Below are 22,982 nucleotides of genomic sequence, written 5' to 3' on the forward strand. Positions count from 1 at the left end.
GCTCTTCGAACTAATACGGACGTCGGAGACTAATTTTTTCTATTTAGTTTTACACTTCCTTATAAATTAGTAAAATCCCTGATAGTCGTATGAGTTTTATGAGCTCAATAAACACAAGCTCTTCAAATAAATACAGACATCAGGGATTATTTTTTATTTCAATTATTCTTTAATTCTATTTTTGGATTTCATTAAAATATAAAATAGCTTCATTATACACAGGATTTAATTTATCAAAAAATTTTACATAAGATAACAAAGCTGTGTAAAGATAATTATTTTTTTGATTATAAAACTCTTCTGGAATTAAAAACTTTATTCTTTCTTGTAATTTCTTCCAGTTATTTAAATAACCTTTAATCAATTCAATATCTTCTGCTGTCATTTCTTCATTTTCATTTTCAACAAGAGAATTTATTCTCTCCTTTACTGATTTAAAAACAGAAGAATTATATTGTTTTAATTCTAAGAAATCTTTTTTTACTTCATCAACAATATCTTTTCTGTAATCTTGCATAAACTCATTTAATAAACTAAGTCTAACAAAAGAATTATTCCCCCCAAAAAAGCTATTTATTCTTTCTTTGTCGTGAAAAAGTTTTTCGGATAAATAAGATAAGTATTCTTTACTTATATAAACCCTTTCTAATTTTATAGTATCTCCAAATTTATTAATTAACTTATTAATACTATAAAAAATGTGTACTTTTCCTGATCTATAACGTAGGTCATAGATTTTTTTTAAAACTTCTAAATTTTTTTTCATTTCTTTTTACCTTTCTAAATTTTAATATATATTAAATTATAAATTTAACTAGAGCCTATATTCATTGAGCTCATAAACTCATACGACTGTCTGTCAATAGGCTTTATTTTTAGTTATATATTTAAAAATATTACTGACAATTTAAAATATACTAGAAGAGCAGCAGTATCAACTATAGTAGTTATCAATGGGCTTGCCATTATAGCTGGGTCTATTTTTAAAGACTTCGCTATTAAAGGTAACACTCCTCCTATAACTTTTGCCATTACAACCGTTACAAACAAACTTATTCCAACAACAAGAGCTGTTTCAATATTAGCTGTTGTAAAGTAATATATCCTAACAAAATTAACTAAGGATAAAATTAATCCTACAATCACACTTACCCTTAATTCTTTCCAAATAACTTTAAATATATCTGCAAATTCTATCTCTCCTAATGCAATTCCTCTTATAACAAGTGTTGCCGATTGAGATCCAGCATTCCCCCCTGTATCCATAAGCATAGGTATAAAAACTGCAAGATAAACAGCCGATTGTAATATATCCTCATATTTTTTTATAACAAACCCTGTAAATGTGGCTGAAATCATCAAAACTAAAAGCCATAGTATCCTATGCTTAGCAAGAGATAAAACACTTTCCTTTAAATATTCTTCATCAGATGGGTTCATTCCAGCCATTTTTTGTAAATCTTCTGTATTTTCTTGGTCTATTACATCGACAATATCATCAACTGTTATAACTCCGACTAACCTATATTCATTATCTATAACAGGCATAGTTGTAATATCATATTTTCTAAATAATGCTGCTATTTCTTCTTGGTCATCTTTTGTTATAACACTAATAATATTTGTTTCCATTTCATCTTTTATCAGAGAATCATCTTTGGATAAAATTAAAGTCTTCAATGAAATAATTCCAACTAATTTTCTCTTATCATCTGTTACAAAACAAATATCAGTCTCTTCTTTACCTATTGCAATTTTTCTGTAGTAATCAATAGCTTCTTTTACTGTTGAATTATCTTTAAAAGAAATATACTCAACTGTCATTACACTTCCAGCTGAATTTTCTGGATACTTTAACATTTGATTTATTAATTTTCTCTTATCATGAGAAGTATTTTTTAGTATTTTATCAACTATATTAGCTGGCATTTCTTCAATAAAATCAATCGTATCATCAAGATACATGTCTTCTACTATAAATTTAATCTCTTCATCTGTTATATTTTCTATAACTTCTTGTTGTTTCTCTGGAGATAAATATGAAAATACTTCTGAAGAAAAATCTTTAGGTAAAAGCTTAAAAATTATTAAATACTTTTCTTTTGGAAAATCCTCAAAAACTTCAGCTATATCTATAGGATTTTCCTCTATCAATATTTCTTTTAGTTCTGTCAATCTATTTTCTTCCAGTAATTTAACGATTTCTTCCAAATCTATCCCCTCCTTTTACCAATTCTAAATCATATTACTTTTTTTCATACCTTGTTATAAATTCTTCTTTAAATTCTTTAAATTTACCATCTTTTATTGCTTTTCTTGCATCTTTCATAAGTTTTATCAAGAAATGTAAATTATGATAAGAAGTTAAACGAAGTCCCAATACCTCTTGAACTTTTATTAAATGTCTAACATAGGCTCTTGTATAGTTTTTACAAACATAGCAATCACACTCTTCATCTAGTGGCCTTGTATCTTCTTTATATCTTTCACTTTTTATAACAAGTCTTCCATCTTTAGTAAATACTGTTCCATGTCTTGCAAGTCTTGTTGGTTGAACACAATCCATCATGTCTATTCCACTTTCAACTGCATTTAGCATATCAACAGGTTCTCCAACTCCCATTAAATATCTTGGTTTATCTTCTGGACATTTTTCTACAATATAATCAAGTATTCTATACATATCTTCTCTTGGCTCACCAACAGCAAGTCCACCTATTGCATAGCCAGAAAAATGTTCGTCCATTTCACTAAGTTCATCTAGACTTTTTTGCCTTAAATCTTCATAAATTCCACCTTGAACTATTGCAAATAGCCCTTGACTATCTTTCTTTTGATGAGCTTCGACACATCTTTTTGCCCATCTTGTAGTTCTTTCTATTGAAGGAATTATATATTCTCTTGTTGAAAGCCCTGGAGGACACTCATCAAAAAGCATCACTATATCAGAGCCTAAATTATTTTGTATTTGTATCGATTTTTCAGGAGATATAAAATGTTTAGAGCCATCTATATGTGAGCTAAAATATACTCCTTCTTCTTTTATTTTTCTTAGAGAACCTAAACTAAATACTTGAAATCCTCCACTATCTGTTAAAATTGGTTTTTCCCAATTCATAAATTTATGTAAGCCTCCAAGTCTTGCAATTAAATCATCACTAGGTCTCAAGTATAAGTGATAAGTGTTTCCTAGAATTATTTCACTTCCAATATCTATTAATTCTTCTCTTGACATAGTTTTTACACTTGCTTGTGTTCCAACTGGCATAAACACTGGTGTTTCTATCTCTCCGTGTGGAGTCTTAACCTTTCCAGCTCTAGCCTTTCCATCTTTTTTTTCTAATTCATATGTAACAGGTAACTTCATACTTCTCCTATAAATATTTATCTTTCAACAGAGATTACATCTTTTATTTTCAATATATTATTCAATAAATAATCATACTCTGTTCTACTTTTTATTTCTATTGATATTCTAACTTTTACTAATTTTTCTCCATTATTTTTCATTTCTGATGAATTTAATGAAGTAACATTAATTTTATGATTTGCTATTAAGTTTATTATATCCATAAGTAAACTTTGTCTATCTCTTGCTACAATATTAAAACTAAAATTATATCTATTTGCTTTAGTTTCAAGTAAATTATCATCCCATTTTACAGAAATCTCTCTGCTAGGATCCTTTTCAACCATAGCTTTAAAATTACTACAGTTATGTCTATGAACTGTTATTCCAGTTAATTTTGTAACAAACCCACCTATCTCATCTCCTGGAAGTGGTGTACAACATTTAGCAAATCTAATAAGTGTGTTATTTATTCCATCAATAACTATTCCAAAATCATTCTTTCCGTCTTTTTTCTTTTCTTCATTTTTTTTCAAGACTTCTTCTAATGTCAAACTAGAAGCCACTCTCTCTCTTTCGAGTTTTGCTTTGACTTTACCAATCAAAATATCAAGTCTACTTCTCTTTTCTCCTATATGAAAATAAAATTCTTCTAAATTAGGAATATTATTTTTCTCCATGTGTTTTTTTACGGTCGGATCAACTTCTAGTTCTTTCAAAGACATACCTAATTTAACGGCTTCTTTTTCAAGATTGTCTCGTCCCAACTTCACAACAAGCTCTTTATTTTCATCTTTTAAAAATTTTCTGATTTTTCCTTTAGCACCATGAGTAACAACGATATCTAACCAATCTATACTAGGTCCTTTAGAATTCTTAGAGGTTATAATTTCTACTTTATCTCCATTCTTTAGTTTATGATCAATTGTTACCATTCTTCCATTTACTTTTGCTCCCACACATTTACACCCAACTTGTGTATGAACTGCAAAAGCAAAATCTAGGGCTGTTGACCCAACAGGTAATTCTAATATGTCACCTTTAGGTGAAAAAGTAAAAACTGTCCCCTTATCTATATCTCCAGTAACTCCATCTATAAAATCCTCAGTAGAATCTGATTCATTTTGAAATTCTATTATATGTCTTAACCAACCATAAATATTATCATCTTTACTGCTCTTCTTATTTTCTTTATAATTCCAGTGAGCAGCAATTCCTTCTTCAGCTATGTCATCCATATCTTTTGTTCTAATTTGAATTTCAATAAATTTTCCCAAAGGTCCCACTATTGTTGTATGAATAGATTGATAATTATTGGATTTAGGAACTGCTATATAATCTTTAAATCTTCCTGGAACTGGAAGATATTTACTATGCACTAAACCTAAAACATGATAACATTCTTCTTTATCCCCTACAATTACTCTAACACCCATTAAATCGTATATATCATCAAATTCTTTTCCTTTTTGATACATTTTTTTATATATACTATAAAAATGTTTAAATCTTCCTTTTACTTCAGATTTTATTCCAGAATCTACAAGAAGTCTTGTCATTGTCCTAATAAAATTATCTATATAATCTTTTCTTTCTTCTTTTGTATTATCTACAAGTTTTTTTATTTCTAAAAATTCATCATGATGCAAAAAAGAAAAAGCTCTATCTTCTAACTCTGACTTTATTTTAGCCATTCCAAGTCTATGAGCTAAAGGAGCATAAATATCTAAAGTTTCTTTAGATATACTTATTTGCTTCTCCGGCTTCATAAATTTTAAAGTTCTCATATTATGTAATCTATCAGCTAATTTTATAAGTATTACTCTTATATTTTCAGCCATGGCTAAAATCATTTTTCTTATATTTTCTGCTTGATTTTTTGTTCCATTAGGTAATGTTTGAAGTTTTGTAACTCCATCAACTAAAAGAGCTACTGTATCTCCAAAATTATATTTTATATCTGCTATTGGAATTAATGTATCTTCTACGACATCATGAAGTAAACCAGCTACTATGGTATCTGTATCCATTTTCATATCCATTAATATCTCTGCTACTTCAACAGGATGTATGATATAGTCATCTCCTGACTTTCTATATTGTCCTACATGGCTCTCCTCTGCAAATACTAGGGCCAATTTTATTTTGTCAAAGTCCAACTCTAAATGGTTTTTTTTAGCTCTTTCTAACAGTTTCTCCCAATAGTTCATAATACAACCTTCTCTCTAAAATCTATTAGTATTTCATCAATGTAAGTACAGGATAATCTCCTATTTTTTTCAATTTTTCTACACCTTTTAAGTCAACAAGTTCTATTAAAAAAGCTAGCCCTGCAACTATCCCTCCTAATTCTTCTACTAATTTTATTGTAGCTTCAACTGTTCCTCCAGTTGCAAGTAAGTCATCTACAATTAAGACTCTTTGTCCTGGTTTTATTGAATCTTTATGTAAACATAGTTTGTTTGAACCATATTCTAAATCATAGCTGTATTCAATTACTTCACGAGGTAATTTCCCTGGTTTTCTTACAGGAACAAAACCAACTCCTAAAGCATAAGATACAGGACATCCAAATATAAATCCTCTTGCTTCTGGACCTACAACTATATCTATATTATTTTCTTTGGCAAATTCCACTATTTGTTCTGTTGCATATTTATAAGCCTCTCCATCATTCATAAGAGGTGTTATATCTCTAAATATAATCCCTTCTTTTGGATAATTTTCAATTGTTGCTACGTAATTTTTTAAATTCATTTTTTCTCCTATTCTTTAATTTATTAAAAATATTGTATATAATTTTTTAAATTTCTATATCTTATTTTTTAAAATTTTTCTTAAATTTTCTAATTTTTGTCTACTGTCTTCTTTTTTATATAAAATATCTAAAAGTGAATATATCTCTAAATCTCTATCATCATTAACAAGAAATTTCATCAAAATATCTTCAGCTTTTTCATATTCTTTTATTTCCATTAAAAATTTAGCATATATTTTAGTAATATTTTTATACTGACTGGAATATTTTTTATAAGCCTTTTCTAAAATATCTTTTGAATAAATTTTTACGTTTTCTTGTAAAGTATTAACTTTTAATAAATCCATATAAAAACTTTCATTATAATCTTCTAAAAAATTATCATCTGAATTTATCTTTAGTAAGTATTTTTCTATTTCACTTTCTTTATTTTCTAAAAGAGATAATCTAAAATTATTTAGATTATATAGAAAACTATTTCTATCAATAATCATAGGAATATAACTTCCCATTTCTATTTTTTTATTTTGAGCATATAATAACTGTAATAAATTTTTTAAAGCTAGCTCATTATTTGGTTTTATTTTTAAAACTTTTTTATAAAACTTTTCTGATTCTTCATAATTACCTAAATCAGCATACAAAAATGCTATTTCATTCAATATAGCTATATTTTTCTTGTTAGAATTATATGCCTTTGTATATTCTTCTAAAGCTAATACCTTATTATTTTTCTGGTATTCATTTAGCCCTTTAATAAAATTATAGTTACTTTCTTTTTTACTATCAAGAAAATAACAACCTGAGAATAAAACTTGTACTGCCACTGTAAAAATTAAAATTTTTTTCATAGTACCATCACTATCCTCTATATTTTATTTTAGTCTTGCTTTGTTGGATTCTTTTCTTCTTTTTCTTTCAATATCTCCTCTGTTATATACCCACCAGAAACAACTAATTTAAAAGCCCATTCAACAGACATATTTAAATAGTGTATATCTTCTTTAGGAACACACAATAAAAATCCAGAAGTTGGATTTGGAGAAGTTGGTACAAATACATTAGCTATTTCTTTATCTGGTAAAAAGCCCTTTAGTGCCGTATTTTTATCAGCAGTTATGAAACCTATTGCATACATTCCTTTTTGTGGGTATTCTATAGCAACAACTTTTTTATATACTGTTTCTCCATTATTAGAATAAACAACTCCTATAATTTGTTTTGTTGTAGAATACACAGTTTTTATAATCGGTATTCTTTCTACTATCTCTGTAGCTTTTTTTACAAACTTTGTAAAAAAGACTAACTTTGCCATATATCCTAAAAGAGTTATTAAGAAAATCATAATAACTATTGCTACAACATATATAAAAAATTGTATAATAAATTTATTAGCCTCTTCTCCTAGTGCAAAAAATACTGTTTTCTTTAAAATTTTTATAATTATTGTATTATTTATTATTCTAAAAGCAATATTAAACATCCAATTGAATATATAAAAAGTTATAACTGCTGGTAGAATCATAAAAAGTCCAGTATAAAAATTTTTTTTCATCTATTATTCTCCTTCTGGCTCTTTTTCCAAAATTCTGATAAACACTTTTGAAACTCTCATTTTATCTACTTCTAGAACTTTTAAATACACATTATCTATTTGTACCTCATCATCAACATTACAAATACGTCCTAAATTAGTTACTATTAAACCACCTAGGCTTTCATAATCTTCCGATATTGGAAGTTCAAGCTCTAAGTCTTTATTGATTGTTTCTATATCTGTCATTGCATCTACTTCGTACTCATTGTCAGACAATTTTGTATAGAAACTATCTTCCTCATCATCATATTCATCTCTAATTTCACCGACAATTTCTTCAATTAAATCTTCAATAGTTACTAGACCAACTACTCCACCATATTCATCTAATACCATAGCAATATGAACTTTTAAAGTTCTAAATTCCTTCAAAATTTCTATTATAGATTTAGTTTCTGGGACATAGTATGGGCTTCTCACAAACTCACTAATAGGTAAATTCAAATCTCCATTTTTTATATGCTCCATTAAATCTTTGACATAAAGGATTCCAATTATATCATCTATAGTCTCATTATAAACCGGTATTCTTGAAAAACCATTCTCAAGTATCTCATCCCATACTTCATTTATTGTCTTAGTACCTTCAAATGCAAGCATCGAAGTTCTCGGAGTCATAACTTCTTTAGCATTCGTTTCTCCTAAAGTTACTATTGAATGAATCATCTCTTTTTCATCTTCTTCAATAATTCCTTCAGCATTTCCAACATTCACATAAGAAATTATATCTTCCTCTGTTATCATAAGTTCAGGACTAGTCATATTAATACCTAATATTCTTCCAACAAGTCTTGATATAAATATTAAAATATACACAGCCGGAGTTAATAGAATTGATAATACATAAATTATAACTGACACAGACTCTGCTATTTTAGCACTATTATTTCTTGCCATAAGCTTGGGAGTTATTTCTCCAAAAATCAAAATTAATATAGTCATTATAGCTGTTGCTAATGCTACTGCTGAACCACCTTTTCCAAAATGATTCACTATAACTATAGTTGCTATAGATGAAGCTAAGATATTTACTATATTATTTCCTATAACTATTCCTGTTAGCATATTATTCGGTTCTTTTAACCATCTTTTTAACACAGCATAAGTTTTAGGATGTTTTTCTTCGTCTAACTTTTCTAAATAGTTAGATCTATAAGCCGATAAAGCAGCTTCTGCTGCCGAAAAAAATCCAGATAATAAAATTAAAATTACCAATATCAACACATTAAGATACGTGTCCAATTAGTCATACACCTTCCTTATTTTTAGTTTAATTACTTCCTGTTATTCTAATATCAATTATTCCATCAATTTTACCAATTTTAGTTACCATTTTATCTACCTTTTTTATCATATCTTCTGATGCTTTTATAAGTATAGTAGATTTTGCAATACCATCTACCGACATATTTTGTACTACAGTTAAGATACTAATTTTTTCATGAGCTATAACATCTAAGACATCTGATAATATACCTACTCTATCTTGCAATGACAAATGCAATCCATAAACTTTGTCTTCTCCATCTTCGTAAAAAGGCTTTATGTAATCTTTATATTTATAATAAGTACTTCTACTTATGCCAACTTTTTTTATTGCTGCATACTTAGACATTTTAGTTTTAGCTATTAAGTCATCAACTTTTATAACATTTTGAATCGACTTAGGTAAAATTCTTTTATCTACAATATAAAACTCTTTTTTTTCTTTATATTTCATCTCTCCTCCATATAGCTAAATAATTCCTCTATTTGCTTTAAAAGCTTTTAGTATGTTTGAAAGTAGCATAGCTACTGTCATTGCCCCAACTCCGCCTGGAACCGGTGTTATATAAGATGTCTTATTCTTTACATTTTCAAAATCGACATCTCCCTCTAATTTACCATTAACTCTATTTATCCCAACATCTATAACTACTGCTCCATCTTTTACCATGTCTTCTGTAATAAATTTAGGTCTTCCAACAGCAGATATCAAAACATCTGCCATTTTTGTTTTTTCTGATAAATTTTTTGTATGGCTATTGCAAATAGTTACTGTTCCATGGCTATTTAATACAAGTGCTGCCACAGGTTTTCCAACTATGTTACTTCTTCCTACAACTACAACATCTTTACCTTCTAAATCTATTTCATATGCTTTTATTAACTCCATTATTCCCGCAGGAGTAGATGGAGAAATAAAATCTTCACTATTTTGAAATAAAAGCCCTAAATTTTCAGCTTTAAAACCATCAACATCTTTTACAAGTTTTATTTTATTTAATACTTTAGTAGCACTTATTTGTGAAGGTAGAGGTAAGTTAATCATTATCCCATCAACTTCTGTATCTTTATTTAATTTATCTATTAAATTTAGTAAGTAGGCTTCAGATATTTCTCCACTAAAAAAATATTTCTGTGTTTCTATCCCTAAATCTTGGTAAGATTTTATTTGAGAATTAGCATAAACTTCTGAGGCAGGATCATTCCCAACTAATATAGAAGCAACTGTTGGAGTTACTCCGTATATTCTCTTTATGTCGTCTATTTCCATTTTTATTTTTTTCTTTAATTCTTTTGCTGTTTCTCTTCCGTCCATTAACATAGTTGTTCACCTTTTTTTAAAATCTTTCCATTTATTAAATCTGTACCAGACATTTGTTTTTTATTTTCTGGCTTTGCTGAAGTTATTATCAAACTACCATCCAGCGTTTTTATAACCACACCTTTTCCTTTGATATAGTCTACAACCTCTCCACAACAATTACTATCATAAACTTTATCTAAAATTTCAGTAGAATAAATCTTCATAACACTTCCATTTAAAGTAGTAAAAGCTGTTGGTAAAGGATTCATACCCCTAACAAAATTAAAAATTTCTCTACTCGCTTTTTCCCAATTTATTTTGCAATCTTCTTTTTTAAACGGTTTTACAAAAGTAACCAAATTTTCATCTTGTTTTACTGCTTTTACTTCATTTTTTTCTATTAAATTTATGGCTTCTAATAGCAAGTCTGCTCCCATAATTTTTAATCTATCATGCAATGTTAAAAAACTATCTTCATCTAAAATTGTCGTTTCAGATTGTAATATAACAGCTCCTGCATCTAGTTTTTCTTCAACATACATTATAGATACTCCACTTTTTTCATCTCCATTTATTATGGCTGCATTTATTGGTGCTGCTCCCCTATATCTTGGTAATAATGAAGAATGTAGGTTTATTATTCCATACTTTGGTATATCTATTACTTCTTTAGGTAATATTTTCCCATACGCAACAACTACTATTAAATCTGGTTTCTGCTCTCTTATTTCCTCTATTATTTCTCTACCTTTGAAACTTTCTGGTTGATATATTTTTAAATCATTAGCAAGAGCATATTCTTTTACTGGAGAATAATTTATTTTTTTTCCTCTCGCATTTGGTTTATCAACTTTTGTATAAACTGATAATATTTCATGATTTCTATTTATGTTTTCTAAACTAGGAACTGCAAACTCTGGAGTTCCCATAAAAATTATTTTCATTACACTTCCTCTCTTAATTAAGATTTATTAATTTCTTCAACAATTTCCATAAAAGATTTTATATCATCAAATTCTTTATAAACAGAGGCAAAACGAACATAAGCAACTTGGTCTAAGTCTCTTAGTTTCTCAAGGACTTTTTCTCCTAGTTCTTTACTACTAATTTCATTCACAAGTGAATTTTGTAAACTTTTTTCTATATCTGCTATAATCTCATCTAACTTATCTCTACTTATATTTCTTTTTACTGTTGCAAAAGTAAGTCCATTAAGTAATTTATTTCTATCATACTTAACTCTTCTTTTATCCTTTTTTACTACATATATTTGATTTTCTTCAAATCTTTCATATGTACTAAATCTTTTTTGACAATTATTACATTCTCTTCTTCTTTTTGTTGACCCATCTGTTGCTGTTCTACTATCCACAACTTTTGTATCTTCAGAAGAACAAAAAGGACACTTCATAGAACCTCCTAATTAATTTTCTTTTTCTGCAATACAAGCTATTACTTCTTTTGCAGTCTTACAATCCATTAAATTTTGTCTAAAATTTTCTTCTCTTATCAATCTTGATATTCTAGCCAATACTTTTAAATATATTTGACTATCTTTATTAGGCGAAGCAAAAACGAAAAAGATATGAACTTCTTCATCGTCCATAGAATTAAAGTCTATTCCTTTACGACTTATACCAAAAGCAACTGTAAGTTCTTTTGCACTTTCAGTTTTTGCATGAGGAATTGCAACTCCTTTTCCTATTCCTGTACTTCCTAATTTTTCTCTATCAACTAAAGCTTTATAGATATCGTTGTCTTCTACTAATATATTTTTAGATCTTTCCAATAGTTTAGATAATTCTACCAAAATACTTTCTCTATTTTTTGATTTTAAATCTAAATCGATTAAATCTTCTGTGATATAATCGGTTATTTTCACAGAATTTACCATATCCATGCCCCCCATAACATTTTTTCTGCATTTATTCCTATATCTAAATTTTTATTAATATAAAATTCCAATAATAAAATAACTTCCTTTATAAATGTAAATTCATACTTTTCATCATCTATTATTCTTTTCAATTTCTCATCAAATAGACTTTTTAGTATTTCTTTTGCTAAAATTGATACTTTTTTATTTATTTCCTCAATGAAAAAATCTACATTTTTCCCTGTGTCTATACCCTCGTCCTTTATAATCTGGTACAAAAAATAGACTATTAGTAAATAATTTTTTCTCATATCCTCTGTTTTATCAAGATATCTTAATGTTTTTTCTAAAAGAGTGTACATACCTCTATTTTTCCCATTCTCTACTAATACTTGGTTTAAAACAGAAAATATATAAAGAGCCACATTTAATTTTTCAATATCTTTCTTTATGTTTTTATAGTTATCTATGCTAAAAAAATCTGACAATATTATATTTTCATTTTTCATATGAAATAAGAAATCTGTTTCAGATAGTATATCAACTGCTGTTTTGTCTCTTTTTTTACTTTTTCTAATTCCTTTGACAAAAACCGATACTTTTCCAAATTCTTCCATGAAAACAGTTATATATCTATCTGCTTCTTCAACATCTGTTTTTGAAATTACTATCCCTTTACTTCTTAAAAATAACATTTCTCCTCTGTTTTTCTTATTTTTTATTAAGCTCAAATAAGCTATTTTCTAAAGTCTTATTCACGACTAAATTACCTATGCTAACTTCTCCTACTTTTATATTATTCTCTTTTATTATTATAATTTTTGGAAATATATAGTCCTCTTGATTCAAATAATCAAGTATTTCAATTTCTATATTTTTATCTATTTGTAAAAGTAATCTTTTTTGATTTTGATAATCTTCTCTAAATTTTTTATCGTTTTTTTCAGCTACTATTATTTTGTTAATAGCACTAATAATTCTATTTTCCTCACTGTCTATGCTATTTTCTTTTATCTCATTAAAAATTGGAAGATATACTGACTTCTTATTCTTAGAATAATCATAAATATAGATTTCTCCTTTGTTCAAATCTGGATACAAAACTTCTTTCTTTATTTTATTAGGTAACTTAAAATCTATTGAATACTTAAGTTCTCTCTTTTTAGAGTTTACTGTTGTTATTTCATTAACACTAAATTTCAATGTCTTTATAGTAGATAAACTTTTGGTTGCCGAGAATACTAAAACTTGAAGTAAAAAATAAGTTAAAAGTATTATTTTCTTCATCTTAACCTCCTATTGAAGATTTTTTACACTATTTATTATCACCAGTTCTCTTAAATCTTTAGTTTTAAATCCTGGTTCCATTTTTATTGTCTTGTAAGCATAATTTTCTTTCTCATCTATTCTCAAGACTTTACCTATTTTTAAGCCTTCCGGATAAATATTACTAATTCCAGATGTGATAACCTCATCTCCAACCGTTATTCTTTCATCAAATATTGATGCTTGGAAATATAAAAGTCCATTCTCTTCATCGCTACCTCTAGTAACTCCCAAAACATCTTCAGTTGTTTTTGAACTTACCATAGACTTCGGATTTGTTATTAAATCAACCACAGAGTAATCTCTATAAACTTTTGATATTTTACCAACTAGATATTCCCCATAAATAGCTACCATATCTACTTTCATTCCATCTTTGATTCCTAAATCTATATAAACTTTATTATTCATATTATCAGCATCACTAAATATAACTCTTGTAAATTTTATTCCATCTTTGAAATAAAGATTTTCTTTCATTTTTAAAAGTTCAAGTAATCTTTTATTTTCTTCCTGAACTTCTTTATTTTTCATCTCATCTATTTTTAATCTCATGTTTTCTTCTTTTAACTTCAAATTTTGTTCAACTATATTATCATGAGAAAATATACTATCTTTTATACCAACTATTCTAGTTGAAATACTAAAAATTTTACTTTGTAATGGTAATGCCATATCATCAATACCATCTTTTAATCCAAATAAAAATCTATTAAAAATTAGCATTATTACTATTATTACTACTAGTATAGATAAAATAAATTTTACTTTGTTATCCTTTTTCATCTATCTAAAAATCTCCCTATATAAAAATAAAATTTTATTAATAATTATCATTTAATTATATTATATTGTTCTATTTTTGTAAAGCAATTAATAATTTTATATTATTTTTTTGGACAACTCTAACCCTTTTATGGTATTATATCTATAGGTAAGGAGAGTGATGTTTGAATGGTGAAAATTGAAGTTGCAAAACCATTTTCTTTAAATAATTTTATTGAAGCAAAAACGGCTGAAGTTGTTAGTACTAGAGTTATAAATTATTCTAATAGTTATGTATCGTTTTTTGCACTTGATAAATTTGAAGAAATATCTGCTGAAGCTATGCTTGGAAATAGATACTACTTTTGTTTTAATGGAAGTGGAGAATTTGATATTCAAAATCAAAAAGTTATTATTAAAGAAAATGAATTTTTAGAAATTCCAGCAAATAATAATTATTCTGTGCGTTCATTGGATAAATTTAAAATTATTGAAATAGGAGAAAAGATAGGAGTTAATATGGAAAATAAAACTTTAAATATGTTTGATGCTGCTAGTGCTTTTAATTTAAAAGACATTGTTGAATATCAAAAAGATAAAATTGTTAGTAAAAATTTAGTTGCAAAACAAAATCTTATTATGTCAGTTATGGCTTTTTGGAAAGGTGAAAGTCTTGACCCACACAAAGCTCCTGGAGATGCTTTAGTTACTGTTTTAGATGGTAAAGGAAAATATATTGTTGACGGAAAAGAATTTGTATTAAATACTGGGGAAAGTGCTGTACTTCCAGCTAATATACCTCATGCAGTTGAAGGAATTGAAAACTTCAAAATGTTATTAATCTTAGTAAAAGATTAAGTGAAGTTATCTATAATAATATTAAAAAAAGTCTCTTGACAACCGTATGAGTTCTACAAGCTCAATGAACATAAGCTCTTCGAACTGATACGGATGTTAGAGACTATTTTTTATTATTTAATTTTATACTTTCTTATAGAATAAAAATAGGAGCCGTTTTAAAATTAATCTTTATCATCATTAAATATTACTCAATAATGATTTTTATTATTTTATAACGGCTCTTTATATTATTTATTTAAAAATTCTATTGCCAGTTGAGATAGACTTTTCATGTTTGTAATTAAATATTTTTCATCCCAAAACAACTTTGGATGATGAAGCATATTTTCATTTTCTAATTGTTCATCATTAACTCCAACAAAGAAGAAGAATGATGGGATATGTTTTCCAAAATATGCAAAATCTTCAGACCCCATAACGGGATCTTCCATAACTTCAATATTATCTTTTCCTAAAATATTTTCTAAAGCATTTTTAGAAAATTTAAATAATTCATGGTCATTTTTTAATGCTGGATACATTCTATCTACTAAAAATTCATAAGAAGCTCCATAAGCATTAGTTATCCCTTTTAAAATTTCATCCATTCTATTAACTATTTGATCTGTAATACCTTCATCAAAGGTTCTGATAGTTCCCTTTAAAACTAACTTATCTGGTATTATATTGTGTGCCTCTCCAGCATGAATACTACAGCAAGATAAAACAGCTGGTCTTAAAGTTGAAATATTTCTACTGATTATATTTTGAAAATTGACTACAGTTTGACAAGCCACCATAACTGTATCAACTGTTTTTTCAGGCTGTGAAGCATGTCCTCCTTTACCTTGGAATATAACATCAAATGAAGTCGTATGTGTCATCATATCCCCATCTTTTATAGCTACATGCCCTGCTTTTATACTAGGCCAAATATGACAACCAAAAGCTGCATCTACTTTTGGATTTTCTAAAACTCCTTCATCTATCATTGGTTTTGCTCCACCAGGTCCTTCTTCAGCAGGTTGAAAAAGTAATTTTATATTTCCAGAAAGATCATCTTTTAATTCATTTAAGACCATCCCAACTCCAAGAAGTCCAGCAGTATGTCCATCATGTCCACAAGCATGCATTTTTCCTTCATGAGTTGACTTAAAACCACATCTACTTTCTTCTGTTATTGGTAAAGCATCCATATCAGCTCTTAAAAGTACAGTTTTCCCAGGTTTTCCACCTTTGATAGTAGCTACTATACCTGTTTTAGCTATTTCAGACTTATATGGAATTCCTATTCTATCTAATTCTTTTTTTACTATTTCTGCTGTTTTAAATAAATCAAAACCAAGTTCTGGATATTTATGAAGTTCTCTTCTAAGTTCCATAACTCTTTCTAAATATTTTTCAGATAATTTTTTAATTTTTTCTTCCATATTAACCTCCTAATGTTATATTCCAAATGGAATATTGAAAATAAAGAAAACTGTAAATAATAAAAGGCTTCCAACCAATGTTATCAAAGAATAAGGAATCATATTAGCCATCAAAGTTCCTAAACCAAAGTTCTTATCATATTTATTTGCTACTGCTAATAATAATGGAACATATGGAAATAATGGTGAAATCATATTTGTAGATGAATCTCCTATTCTATAAGCCATTTGAGTTAAAGCTGGATCATAACCTAATAACATAAACATTGGAATAAATATAGGAGATAAAATTGCCCATTTTGCTGAAGCACTTCCTATAAATAAATTAATAAAAGCAACTAAAATAACATAAGTTATTATAAGTGGTAATCCTTTGAAACCTGCTGCTTTTATTAAATTTGCTCCTTTTATTGCCATTATTATACCTAAATTACTTTTTGTAAATAAATTTAAAAATTGTGCTGATACAAAAACTATTAATATATATCCTCCCATTTCACTAAGAGAAGTTGAAATTAATTTTACTGCATCTTTATCAGTTTTTATTTTTTTAATAACTTTACCATAAACAAAACCTGGTATCAAAAAAACTACTGACATAAAGAAAATTAATCCACCCATTAAAGGAGAATTTACAGAAATCAAAGATCCGTTTTCATCTTTTAAAAACGCATTTGGTCCTATTGCTAAAAATACTATAAAAGCAATAACTAATAAGAAAGAAATACTTGCATATTTTACTCCTTTCTTTTCTAAATCTCCAATTTCTGTATTAGCATTATCTTTAAAATGTTCTTCATTTACAGGAAATCTTGGTTCTATAAATTTTACAGTTACCCATGTTATTATAAAAATTTGTAATATGGCATTTGCCATATTAAAATAAATAGTCATAGTAGGACTTTTTTGGAAAGTTGATTCTAATATTTGAGCTGCTGGATTAGTGAATGAACTCAAAAGTATATCATTCATTCCAACAAAAAATCCTGAACAAAAACCTATTGCAGCACCAGCAAATGATAAAAATATCCCAATTAGAGGATTCTTTTTAATATTTATAAATATTATTGCTGCCAATGGAGGTAAAACTATAAAACCCCCATCACCAATAGCTGTAAAAATTAAACCTGCAAATACAACTGTGAAGTAAATTAATCTTTTAGGTACTTTTTTTATTGTTAATGTCAATAAAACTTCTAAATATCCACTTTTATCAGCTAGCCCTATCCCTATCATTGTTACTAAAACAGCTCCTAATGGTGGGAATGTTTGGAAAACCTTTACAGTAGAAACTAAAATAGCTTTTAGGTTATCTGAACTTAATAAATTTTCTGCTTTTATAATTTCTTTTGTTCCAGGATGCTCTACTGAAACTCCAAACTTGCTAAGTATAAATGAAATAATAAAAATTAAAATACACAATATTAAAAAAATTGATGTAGGGTCCGGCATTTTATTCCCAATTACTTCAACTTTATTTAATATCTTGTTTAAAAAACTCAATTTTTCTTTTTCAACTTTTTTATTTGTTTCCATAATATCCCCCTAAATTATAAATCAATCTCTAATTATATTTCTACTTTACTACTTTTTATTTATATATTTATCTAAAAGTAGTATATTATGCATATTTTAATACAAAAATTTTATTCGATTAATAATGAAATAGCTTTATTTATTAATTCTCTTTCAAACTCTAATTTTTTTTCTGAAATTTTTAAACTAGTAAGTTCTAACACTTTCGAATCTCCAACAACTCTACGAATAATCTCAGTTCCAGCATATTTTAAAGAATCTTCTAAAATTGTTTTTATATAATATTCAAAATAAGTTTCATTTTTAAAGAAATTATTATTTGGAATTTTATTCCATAATTTTTTAGATTTTATATAAAAAAGTTCAGGAATATTTTTTATTGTCTCTTCTAGCCATTCAACAAATTCTTTACTATTCTCCATAAAGTATTTAGCTCTGTATAAAGGAAAGTATAAATTCCCAAGAACATTTCCAATATCATATGCCATTGGTCCATAAAATGAAAATTCTGGATCTATTATTTTTATTCCATTCTCATTAATAAAAATAGAACCTGAATGAAGATCTCCATGAATTAATGATTGACTATAAGTCATAAATTTTTCTTTTAACTTTAAAACTGCAAATTGTAAATCCAAATTTTTATATAATTTTCTTTCTACAAAATCTTCATTCCCCTCACTTATAATATTTCTACTTTTATTGTTATTATATGGTTCTGTAAAAACTAAACATTCGCTTATAGCACATAATTCTGGATTAATAAATTTTTTCACATTTTCTTTTTTTTCATTATTGTCCATAAATAAATCTGTTGTAAGGAGTAATGTAGTCGATAAAAATTCTGCAATATTTTCTGCTAAATTTGGGAATATTTTTCCTTTCATAAGTTCTAATCTTAAATTTTTATAATTAGAGATATCTTCCATAGCTAGCACACACATAGCTTTATCATATAAATATATTTTAGGGACATAGTTTGGAGCTAACTTACTTTCAATCTCTAGAATATTAGCCTCAATTTGGCTTCTTGCTAGACTTAAATTTCTCCCCGAAGAACGTAATAACTTATCAGCTTGCTTCAAAACTATGGATTTACCTGTTTTTTCATCTTTTACTCTAAATATATAATTTATATTTCCATCTCCAATTTCCTGACAAACCAAGTTTGTTTCTTTAGAAAAAAGTCCTTTTTCTTTAGTATAATTAATAGCTTCATTACAATCTAATAAAAAATGGTTAGCATATCTCATAAAGACCTCCATTAATAATATTCTTCTGTATCTGTTTTGAAATAATTACTCAAGTTATAAGGAGAAAATATTTCTTTATCTGTTACTACTCCATCAATAAGATATGGTGGAGTTATATCAAAAGCTGGATAATAAGCTCTAACTCCATTTAAAGTATGCTTTTGTCCATTAAGAGAAAGAACTTCTTCTTCATTTCTTTCTTCTATAACAATATTATCTCTAAATTTGTTCATATCAGGTATCCCAGTAACAAAATACGGAATACCAAAGTGCTTACAAAGTAAAGCTATTTGAAAAGTTCCCACTTTATTTACAATATTCCCATCCATACATATGCTATCAGCTGCAGAAGTGAATATATTAATACCTTTTTGTAAAATAGTCCAAGCTACCATATTATCAGTTATTACAGTTGTTTTAAAACCTTGTTCTTTTAAAACACTAGCAGTTAATCTAGCTCCTTGTAAATAGGGCCTGGTTTCAGCACAAAAAAATTCGATATCCTTATCTTGATTTCTAATTTCTCTAGCCATACATCCAACAATTGTTTCTCCAAAACATTGAGTCAAAATTTTTGCTTTTTGTGGGAATAAAGTTACTAGATTTTTTGCAACAATACTCATCCTTTTATAACGTCTTTCTAACGAAGCAAACGTTCGATTAAAAATAGCATCTATAGGTTCTTGATTGTTATAAATAGCATCTTTTGCTACTCTTAAACAAGAATCTGTAATTATTCTCATCCTATTCATAGTTGTTGGTCTTGCCGTAGAGATACAATAGGCAGCTTCTTCTAAAAATTTAATTTTTTCATTTTTATTTAAATTTTTAGCTTGATAAGCAGCTAAAGCCATTCCCATCCCAGCAGCAGTATATGGTCCAGCACTTTGAGTAACCATATTTGCTATTGCTTCCTTCACTTCCAAATAACTTTCACAAATAACGAATTTAATTTCTTTTGGATATATCCTTCTATCTAGTATTTTTACTTTCCCATTTTCATACCAAGCAACATTTTCATACCTTAATAAGAAAGCTAAACCATCATCCATTCTTTGCATTACATAACCTCCCTTTTCTAATTTATTTATTTTCTTTCATTTTAGGAATACCTGTTATAATTGCTAAAATTCCCATTATTATCATAAGAATAGAATACCATGAATATGAAACAATACTTATCGGAGATATCTGTGCCATTGCTGCCGCAACTAGTATTTGTCCAGCATAAGGCATTAATCCTTGGAATGCTGAAGAAAATATATCCAACAGCCCCGCTACTCTTCTTCTATCTACAGAAAATTTATCAGCTATATCTTTAGCTAATGGCCCAGCTGTAATAATAGAAACAGTATTATTTGTAGTAGCTAAGCATAATAAACTTACTAACAATGCAATACCAAATTCAGCTCCCTTTTTTGTTTTAATTTTATTTGTCAAATTTTCAAGCAAGTAGTCAATTCCACCTAAATATTCCATTAGAGCTACCACGCCTCCAACAACAAGAGCTATAATTGCCATATTTTCCATCCAACCCATTCCTCTTTGAACAATTGAAAACATTTCAACGAATGTGAAAGAACCGTTAAAAACTCCTATAATTAAACCAAGTAAAACCCCTATACTCAAAACTATAATAACATTGACGCCTACTAAAGCTAAAATTATAATAGAAATATATGGAATTAAATTTATTAAATTATAATCATAAATAGCACCTTGAACTCCTTTCCCTCCTATAAAAGCCAAAATTATAATATTAATTATAACTGCCGGAAAAACAATAAAAAAATTAACTTTAAATTTATCTTTCATATCAACTTCTTGTGTTCTTGTTGCAGCTATCGTTGTATCAGAAATAAAAGACAAGTTATCTCCAAACATAGCTCCTCCAACAACAACTCCACAGACAAGAGCTAAATCAATTCCAGTTTCATTTGCAATACCTACAGCAATTGGTGTTAAAGCTGATACAGTTCCCATTGAAGTTCCCATCGAAAAACTTAAAATACATCCAATTATAAATAACCCTGGAAGTAACATTTTTAAAGGTAGTAAAGTCAATCCAAGATTAACCATTGATTTTACTCCTCCCATACCATCAGCAACAGAATAAAAAGCTCCAGCTAACAAAAAAATTATTACTAATAATAATAATGTGGAGTCACTCGCACCTTTACAAAATATCTCCACTTTTTTTTCAAAATTTATTTTTTCTTTATTTGGATTATTAAATAAAAAGGAAACTGCAATAGTTATCACAAAAGCTACAAGCAAAGGCATATTATCAATTTTATCTGTAAATATACCTGTTCCTGCATAAATTAGTAAAAAAATTAATAATGGAAATAAACCTATAAAATTACTTTTTTTATTCATAAAGTATCCTCCCTATCTAGCTAAATACAAAATATTGATAATATCTTTTTTGTCTAAATTCACAAATTTTCCAATTGATATAGAATTTTTTAAAGCTTTCTCAGCCATTAATGAAAAATTTTCATCTGTTATCCCATAATCAGATAATTTTATTTTTAAACCAAGCTCTTTAAAAAAACTTTTTAACACTTTTATTCCTTCTTCTATATCTGAAATATCAAAAATATTTTGAAAGAATTTTTTAAAAATGTTTAAATTTGTATTTTTAACATATTCAATCCAAGCCGGGAAGATAATTGCCATCCCTATACCATGAGTTAAGTCATAAATAGCACTTATTTCATGCTCTATTCTATGAGAAGCCCAATCAGCAATTCTACCACAGCCAATCATGCCATTATGAGCTATTGTTGCTGCCCACATAATTTGTGAGCAATAATTGTAATTATTTCTATCTTTTAAAAGAAGAGGTCCATATTTTATGACAGTTCTCATAGCAGCTTCAATCAATGAATCACTTAATTCAGTATCTGTGGATTTTGTAAAATATCTCTCCATAAGATGAGACAAGATATCCACAATTCCAGCAGCCATTAATTTATTTGGAACGGTATAACAAACCTCTGGATTCAACACTGAAAATTTTGGGAAATTAATTTCAGAATCACAAACAGCTTTTTCATAATTAGTTTCATTAGTTATAATAATACTTTCTGACATTTCAGATCCAGATCCCGGAATAGTTAGAATTGTTCCTACTCCTAAAGTAGATATTGGTTTATTTTTCTCACAAAAAAAATCCCAAACATCTCCGTCATATACAGCTCCTAATGAAATAGCTTTCGCTGAATCAATAACACTAGCACCACCTATCGCCAAAATAAAAGAAACATTTTCTTTTTTACAAATATCTATTCCTTTATACACTAACGAAAGTTTTGGATTGGGAACAACACCTCCAAGTTCAATAAAATCAATATTGTTTTCTTTGAGAAGAGAGATAATCTTTTCATAAATTCCTATTTTTTTGATTATTTCCCCTTGATTTTCATAATGCAATAAAACTTTTGAGTTCTCCCTGAAATAAAATTTAATGTTTCTTAGAATTTCATTATAGTTGAATTTTCCAAATATAATTCTTGTACTATTTTTAAAATTAAAATTTTCCATCGTACCATCCCCTTTAAAAATATAAAAAATTATCTACTATATTTATATCTAATTTTTTAAAAAAAGTAAAGTATTTATGAAAAAACTGTACAGTAACAGTTATAAAAGTATTGATTTTTTAAAAAATAATAGTA

General features: G+C 27.4%; 23 protein-coding genes. 1 reads left to right on the forward strand and 22 read right to left on the reverse strand.

Annotated features, from left to right (window positions below; all coding sequences use genetic code 11):
• Nucleotides 1–175: 175 nt before the first annotated feature.
• The 16 genes from BQ2505_RS03235 to mreC form a co-directional block, all read right to left on the reverse strand.
• Nucleotides 176–766: a hypothetical protein gene (locus BQ2505_RS03235; protein ID WP_074016359.1), complete on the reverse strand. Its 591-nt coding sequence runs from the start codon at nucleotides 764–766 to the stop codon at nucleotides 176–178.
• A 113-nt stretch (nucleotides 767–879) separates the two neighbouring features.
• The gene (gene mgtE, locus BQ2505_RS03240) at nucleotides 880–2,211 is read right to left on the reverse strand and encodes a magnesium transporter (RefSeq protein WP_074016360.1); all 1,332 of its coding nucleotides are present in this window, start codon (nucleotides 2,209–2,211) and stop codon (nucleotides 880–882) included.
• Nucleotides 2,212–2,245: 34 nt separating this feature from the next.
• On the reverse strand, nucleotides 2,246–3,367 hold the full coding sequence (gene tgt / locus BQ2505_RS03245; RefSeq protein WP_074016361.1) for a tRNA guanosine(34) transglycosylase Tgt: 1,122 nt from the start codon (nucleotides 3,365–3,367) through the stop codon (nucleotides 2,246–2,248).
• Nucleotides 3,368–3,384: 17 nt separating this feature from the next.
• Nucleotides 3,385–5,559, reverse strand: coding sequence for a RelA/SpoT family protein (locus BQ2505_RS03250; protein ID WP_074016362.1), 2,175 nt, complete (start codon nucleotides 5,557–5,559; stop codon nucleotides 3,385–3,387).
• A gap of 25 nt (nucleotides 5,560–5,584) precedes the next feature.
• Entirely contained in the window at nucleotides 5,585–6,106 is a 522-nt protein-coding gene (locus BQ2505_RS03255) for an adenine phosphoribosyltransferase (protein WP_074016363.1), read from the reverse strand.
• A gap of 54 nt (nucleotides 6,107–6,160) precedes the next feature.
• Entirely contained in the window at nucleotides 6,161–6,958 is a 798-nt protein-coding gene (locus BQ2505_RS03260; RefSeq protein WP_074016364.1) for a tetratricopeptide repeat protein, read from the reverse strand.
• Between the two features lie 29 nt (nucleotides 6,959–6,987).
• A complete protein-coding gene (locus BQ2505_RS03265; protein WP_074016365.1) occupies nucleotides 6,988–7,662 on the reverse strand; it encodes a DUF502 domain-containing protein in 675 nt (224 codons plus the stop codon).
• Between the two features lie 3 nt (nucleotides 7,663–7,665).
• Nucleotides 7,666–8,946, reverse strand: a complete 1,281-nt coding sequence (locus BQ2505_RS03270; protein ID WP_074016366.1) for a hemolysin family protein — start codon at nucleotides 8,944–8,946, stop codon at nucleotides 7,666–7,668.
• 28 nt (nucleotides 8,947–8,974) lie between these two features.
• Nucleotides 8,975–9,424 (reverse strand): ACT domain-containing protein, encoded by a 450-nt coding sequence (locus BQ2505_RS03275; protein ID WP_074016367.1) that lies wholly within the window; start codon nucleotides 9,422–9,424, stop codon nucleotides 8,975–8,977.
• Between the two features lie 15 nt (nucleotides 9,425–9,439).
• A complete protein-coding gene (locus BQ2505_RS03280) occupies nucleotides 9,440–10,291 on the reverse strand; it encodes a bifunctional 5,10-methylenetetrahydrofolate dehydrogenase/5,10-methenyltetrahydrofolate cyclohydrolase (protein WP_074016368.1) in 852 nt (283 codons plus the stop codon).
• Complete coding sequence (gene fmt, locus BQ2505_RS03285; RefSeq protein ID WP_074016369.1) at nucleotides 10,285–11,217, reverse strand: methionyl-tRNA formyltransferase; 933 nt, start codon at nucleotides 11,215–11,217, stop codon at nucleotides 10,285–10,287. Before fmt ends, BQ2505_RS03280 begins: the two co-directional genes overlap by 7 nt.
• 17 nt (nucleotides 11,218–11,234) lie before the next feature.
• Nucleotides 11,235–11,684: a transcriptional regulator NrdR gene (nrdR, locus tag BQ2505_RS03290; protein WP_074016370.1), complete on the reverse strand. Its 450-nt coding sequence runs from the start codon at nucleotides 11,682–11,684 to the stop codon at nucleotides 11,235–11,237.
• Nucleotides 11,685–11,696: 12 nt separating this feature from the next.
• A complete protein-coding gene (locus BQ2505_RS03295) occupies nucleotides 11,697–12,167 on the reverse strand; it encodes a PTS sugar transporter subunit IIA (protein ID WP_074016371.1) in 471 nt (156 codons plus the stop codon).
• Complete coding sequence (recO, locus tag BQ2505_RS03300; protein ID WP_074016585.1) at nucleotides 12,161–12,844, reverse strand: DNA repair protein RecO; 684 nt, start codon at nucleotides 12,842–12,844, stop codon at nucleotides 12,161–12,163. The genes BQ2505_RS03295 and recO overlap by 7 nt, the downstream gene beginning before the upstream one ends.
• Before the next feature lie 16 nt (nucleotides 12,845–12,860).
• A complete protein-coding gene (locus tag BQ2505_RS03305) occupies nucleotides 12,861–13,436 on the reverse strand; it encodes a hypothetical protein (RefSeq protein WP_074016372.1) in 576 nt (191 codons plus the stop codon).
• 9 nt (nucleotides 13,437–13,445) lie between these two features.
• Nucleotides 13,446–14,261, reverse strand: coding sequence for a rod shape-determining protein MreC (mreC, locus tag BQ2505_RS03310; protein WP_074016373.1), 816 nt, complete (start codon nucleotides 14,259–14,261; stop codon nucleotides 13,446–13,448).
• Nucleotides 14,262–14,429: 168 nt separating this feature from the next.
• On the opposite strand from mreC, the gene BQ2505_RS03315 reads away from it, so the two are divergent.
• On the forward strand, nucleotides 14,430–15,098 hold the full coding sequence (locus tag BQ2505_RS03315) for a cupin domain-containing protein (RefSeq protein ID WP_074016374.1): 669 nt from the start codon (nucleotides 14,430–14,432) through the stop codon (nucleotides 15,096–15,098).
• A 230-nt stretch (nucleotides 15,099–15,328) separates the two neighbouring features.
• On the opposite strand, the gene BQ2505_RS03320 is transcribed toward BQ2505_RS03315, so the two are convergent.
• The 6 genes from BQ2505_RS03320 to BQ2505_RS03345 all read right to left on the reverse strand — a co-directional run bounded on the left by BQ2505_RS03320 (nucleotide 15,329) and on the right by BQ2505_RS03345 (nucleotide 22,848).
• Nucleotides 15,329–16,510, reverse strand: a complete 1,182-nt coding sequence (locus tag BQ2505_RS03320) for a M20 metallopeptidase family protein (protein WP_074016375.1) — start codon at nucleotides 16,508–16,510, stop codon at nucleotides 15,329–15,331.
• Nucleotides 16,511–16,525: 15 nt separating this feature from the next.
• The gene (locus BQ2505_RS03325; RefSeq protein ID WP_074016376.1) at nucleotides 16,526–18,046 is read right to left on the reverse strand and encodes an AbgT family transporter; all 1,521 of its coding nucleotides are present in this window, start codon (nucleotides 18,044–18,046) and stop codon (nucleotides 16,526–16,528) included.
• Between the two features lie 110 nt (nucleotides 18,047–18,156).
• Nucleotides 18,157–19,299, reverse strand: a complete 1,143-nt coding sequence (gene mtnK, locus BQ2505_RS03330; protein WP_074016377.1) for an S-methyl-5-thioribose kinase — start codon at nucleotides 19,297–19,299, stop codon at nucleotides 18,157–18,159.
• A gap of 11 nt (nucleotides 19,300–19,310) precedes the next feature.
• Nucleotides 19,311–20,360 (reverse strand): s-methyl-5-thioribose-1-phosphate isomerase, encoded by a 1,050-nt coding sequence (locus tag BQ2505_RS03335; RefSeq protein ID WP_074016378.1) that lies wholly within the window; start codon nucleotides 20,358–20,360, stop codon nucleotides 19,311–19,313.
• Between the two features lie 22 nt (nucleotides 20,361–20,382).
• Nucleotides 20,383–21,678: a Na+/H+ antiporter NhaC family protein gene (locus tag BQ2505_RS03340; RefSeq protein ID WP_074016379.1), complete on the reverse strand. Its 1,296-nt coding sequence runs from the start codon at nucleotides 21,676–21,678 to the stop codon at nucleotides 20,383–20,385.
• 12 nt (nucleotides 21,679–21,690) lie between these two features.
• Nucleotides 21,691–22,848 (reverse strand): iron-containing alcohol dehydrogenase, encoded by a 1,158-nt coding sequence (locus BQ2505_RS03345; RefSeq protein ID WP_074016380.1) that lies wholly within the window; start codon nucleotides 22,846–22,848, stop codon nucleotides 21,691–21,693.
• Nucleotides 22,849–22,982: the final 134 nt, after the last annotated feature.

It is taken from the genome of Fusobacterium massiliense, from assembly GCF_900095705.1.
GTDB lineage: Bacteria > Fusobacteriota > Fusobacteriia > Fusobacteriales > Fusobacteriaceae > Fusobacterium > Fusobacterium massiliense.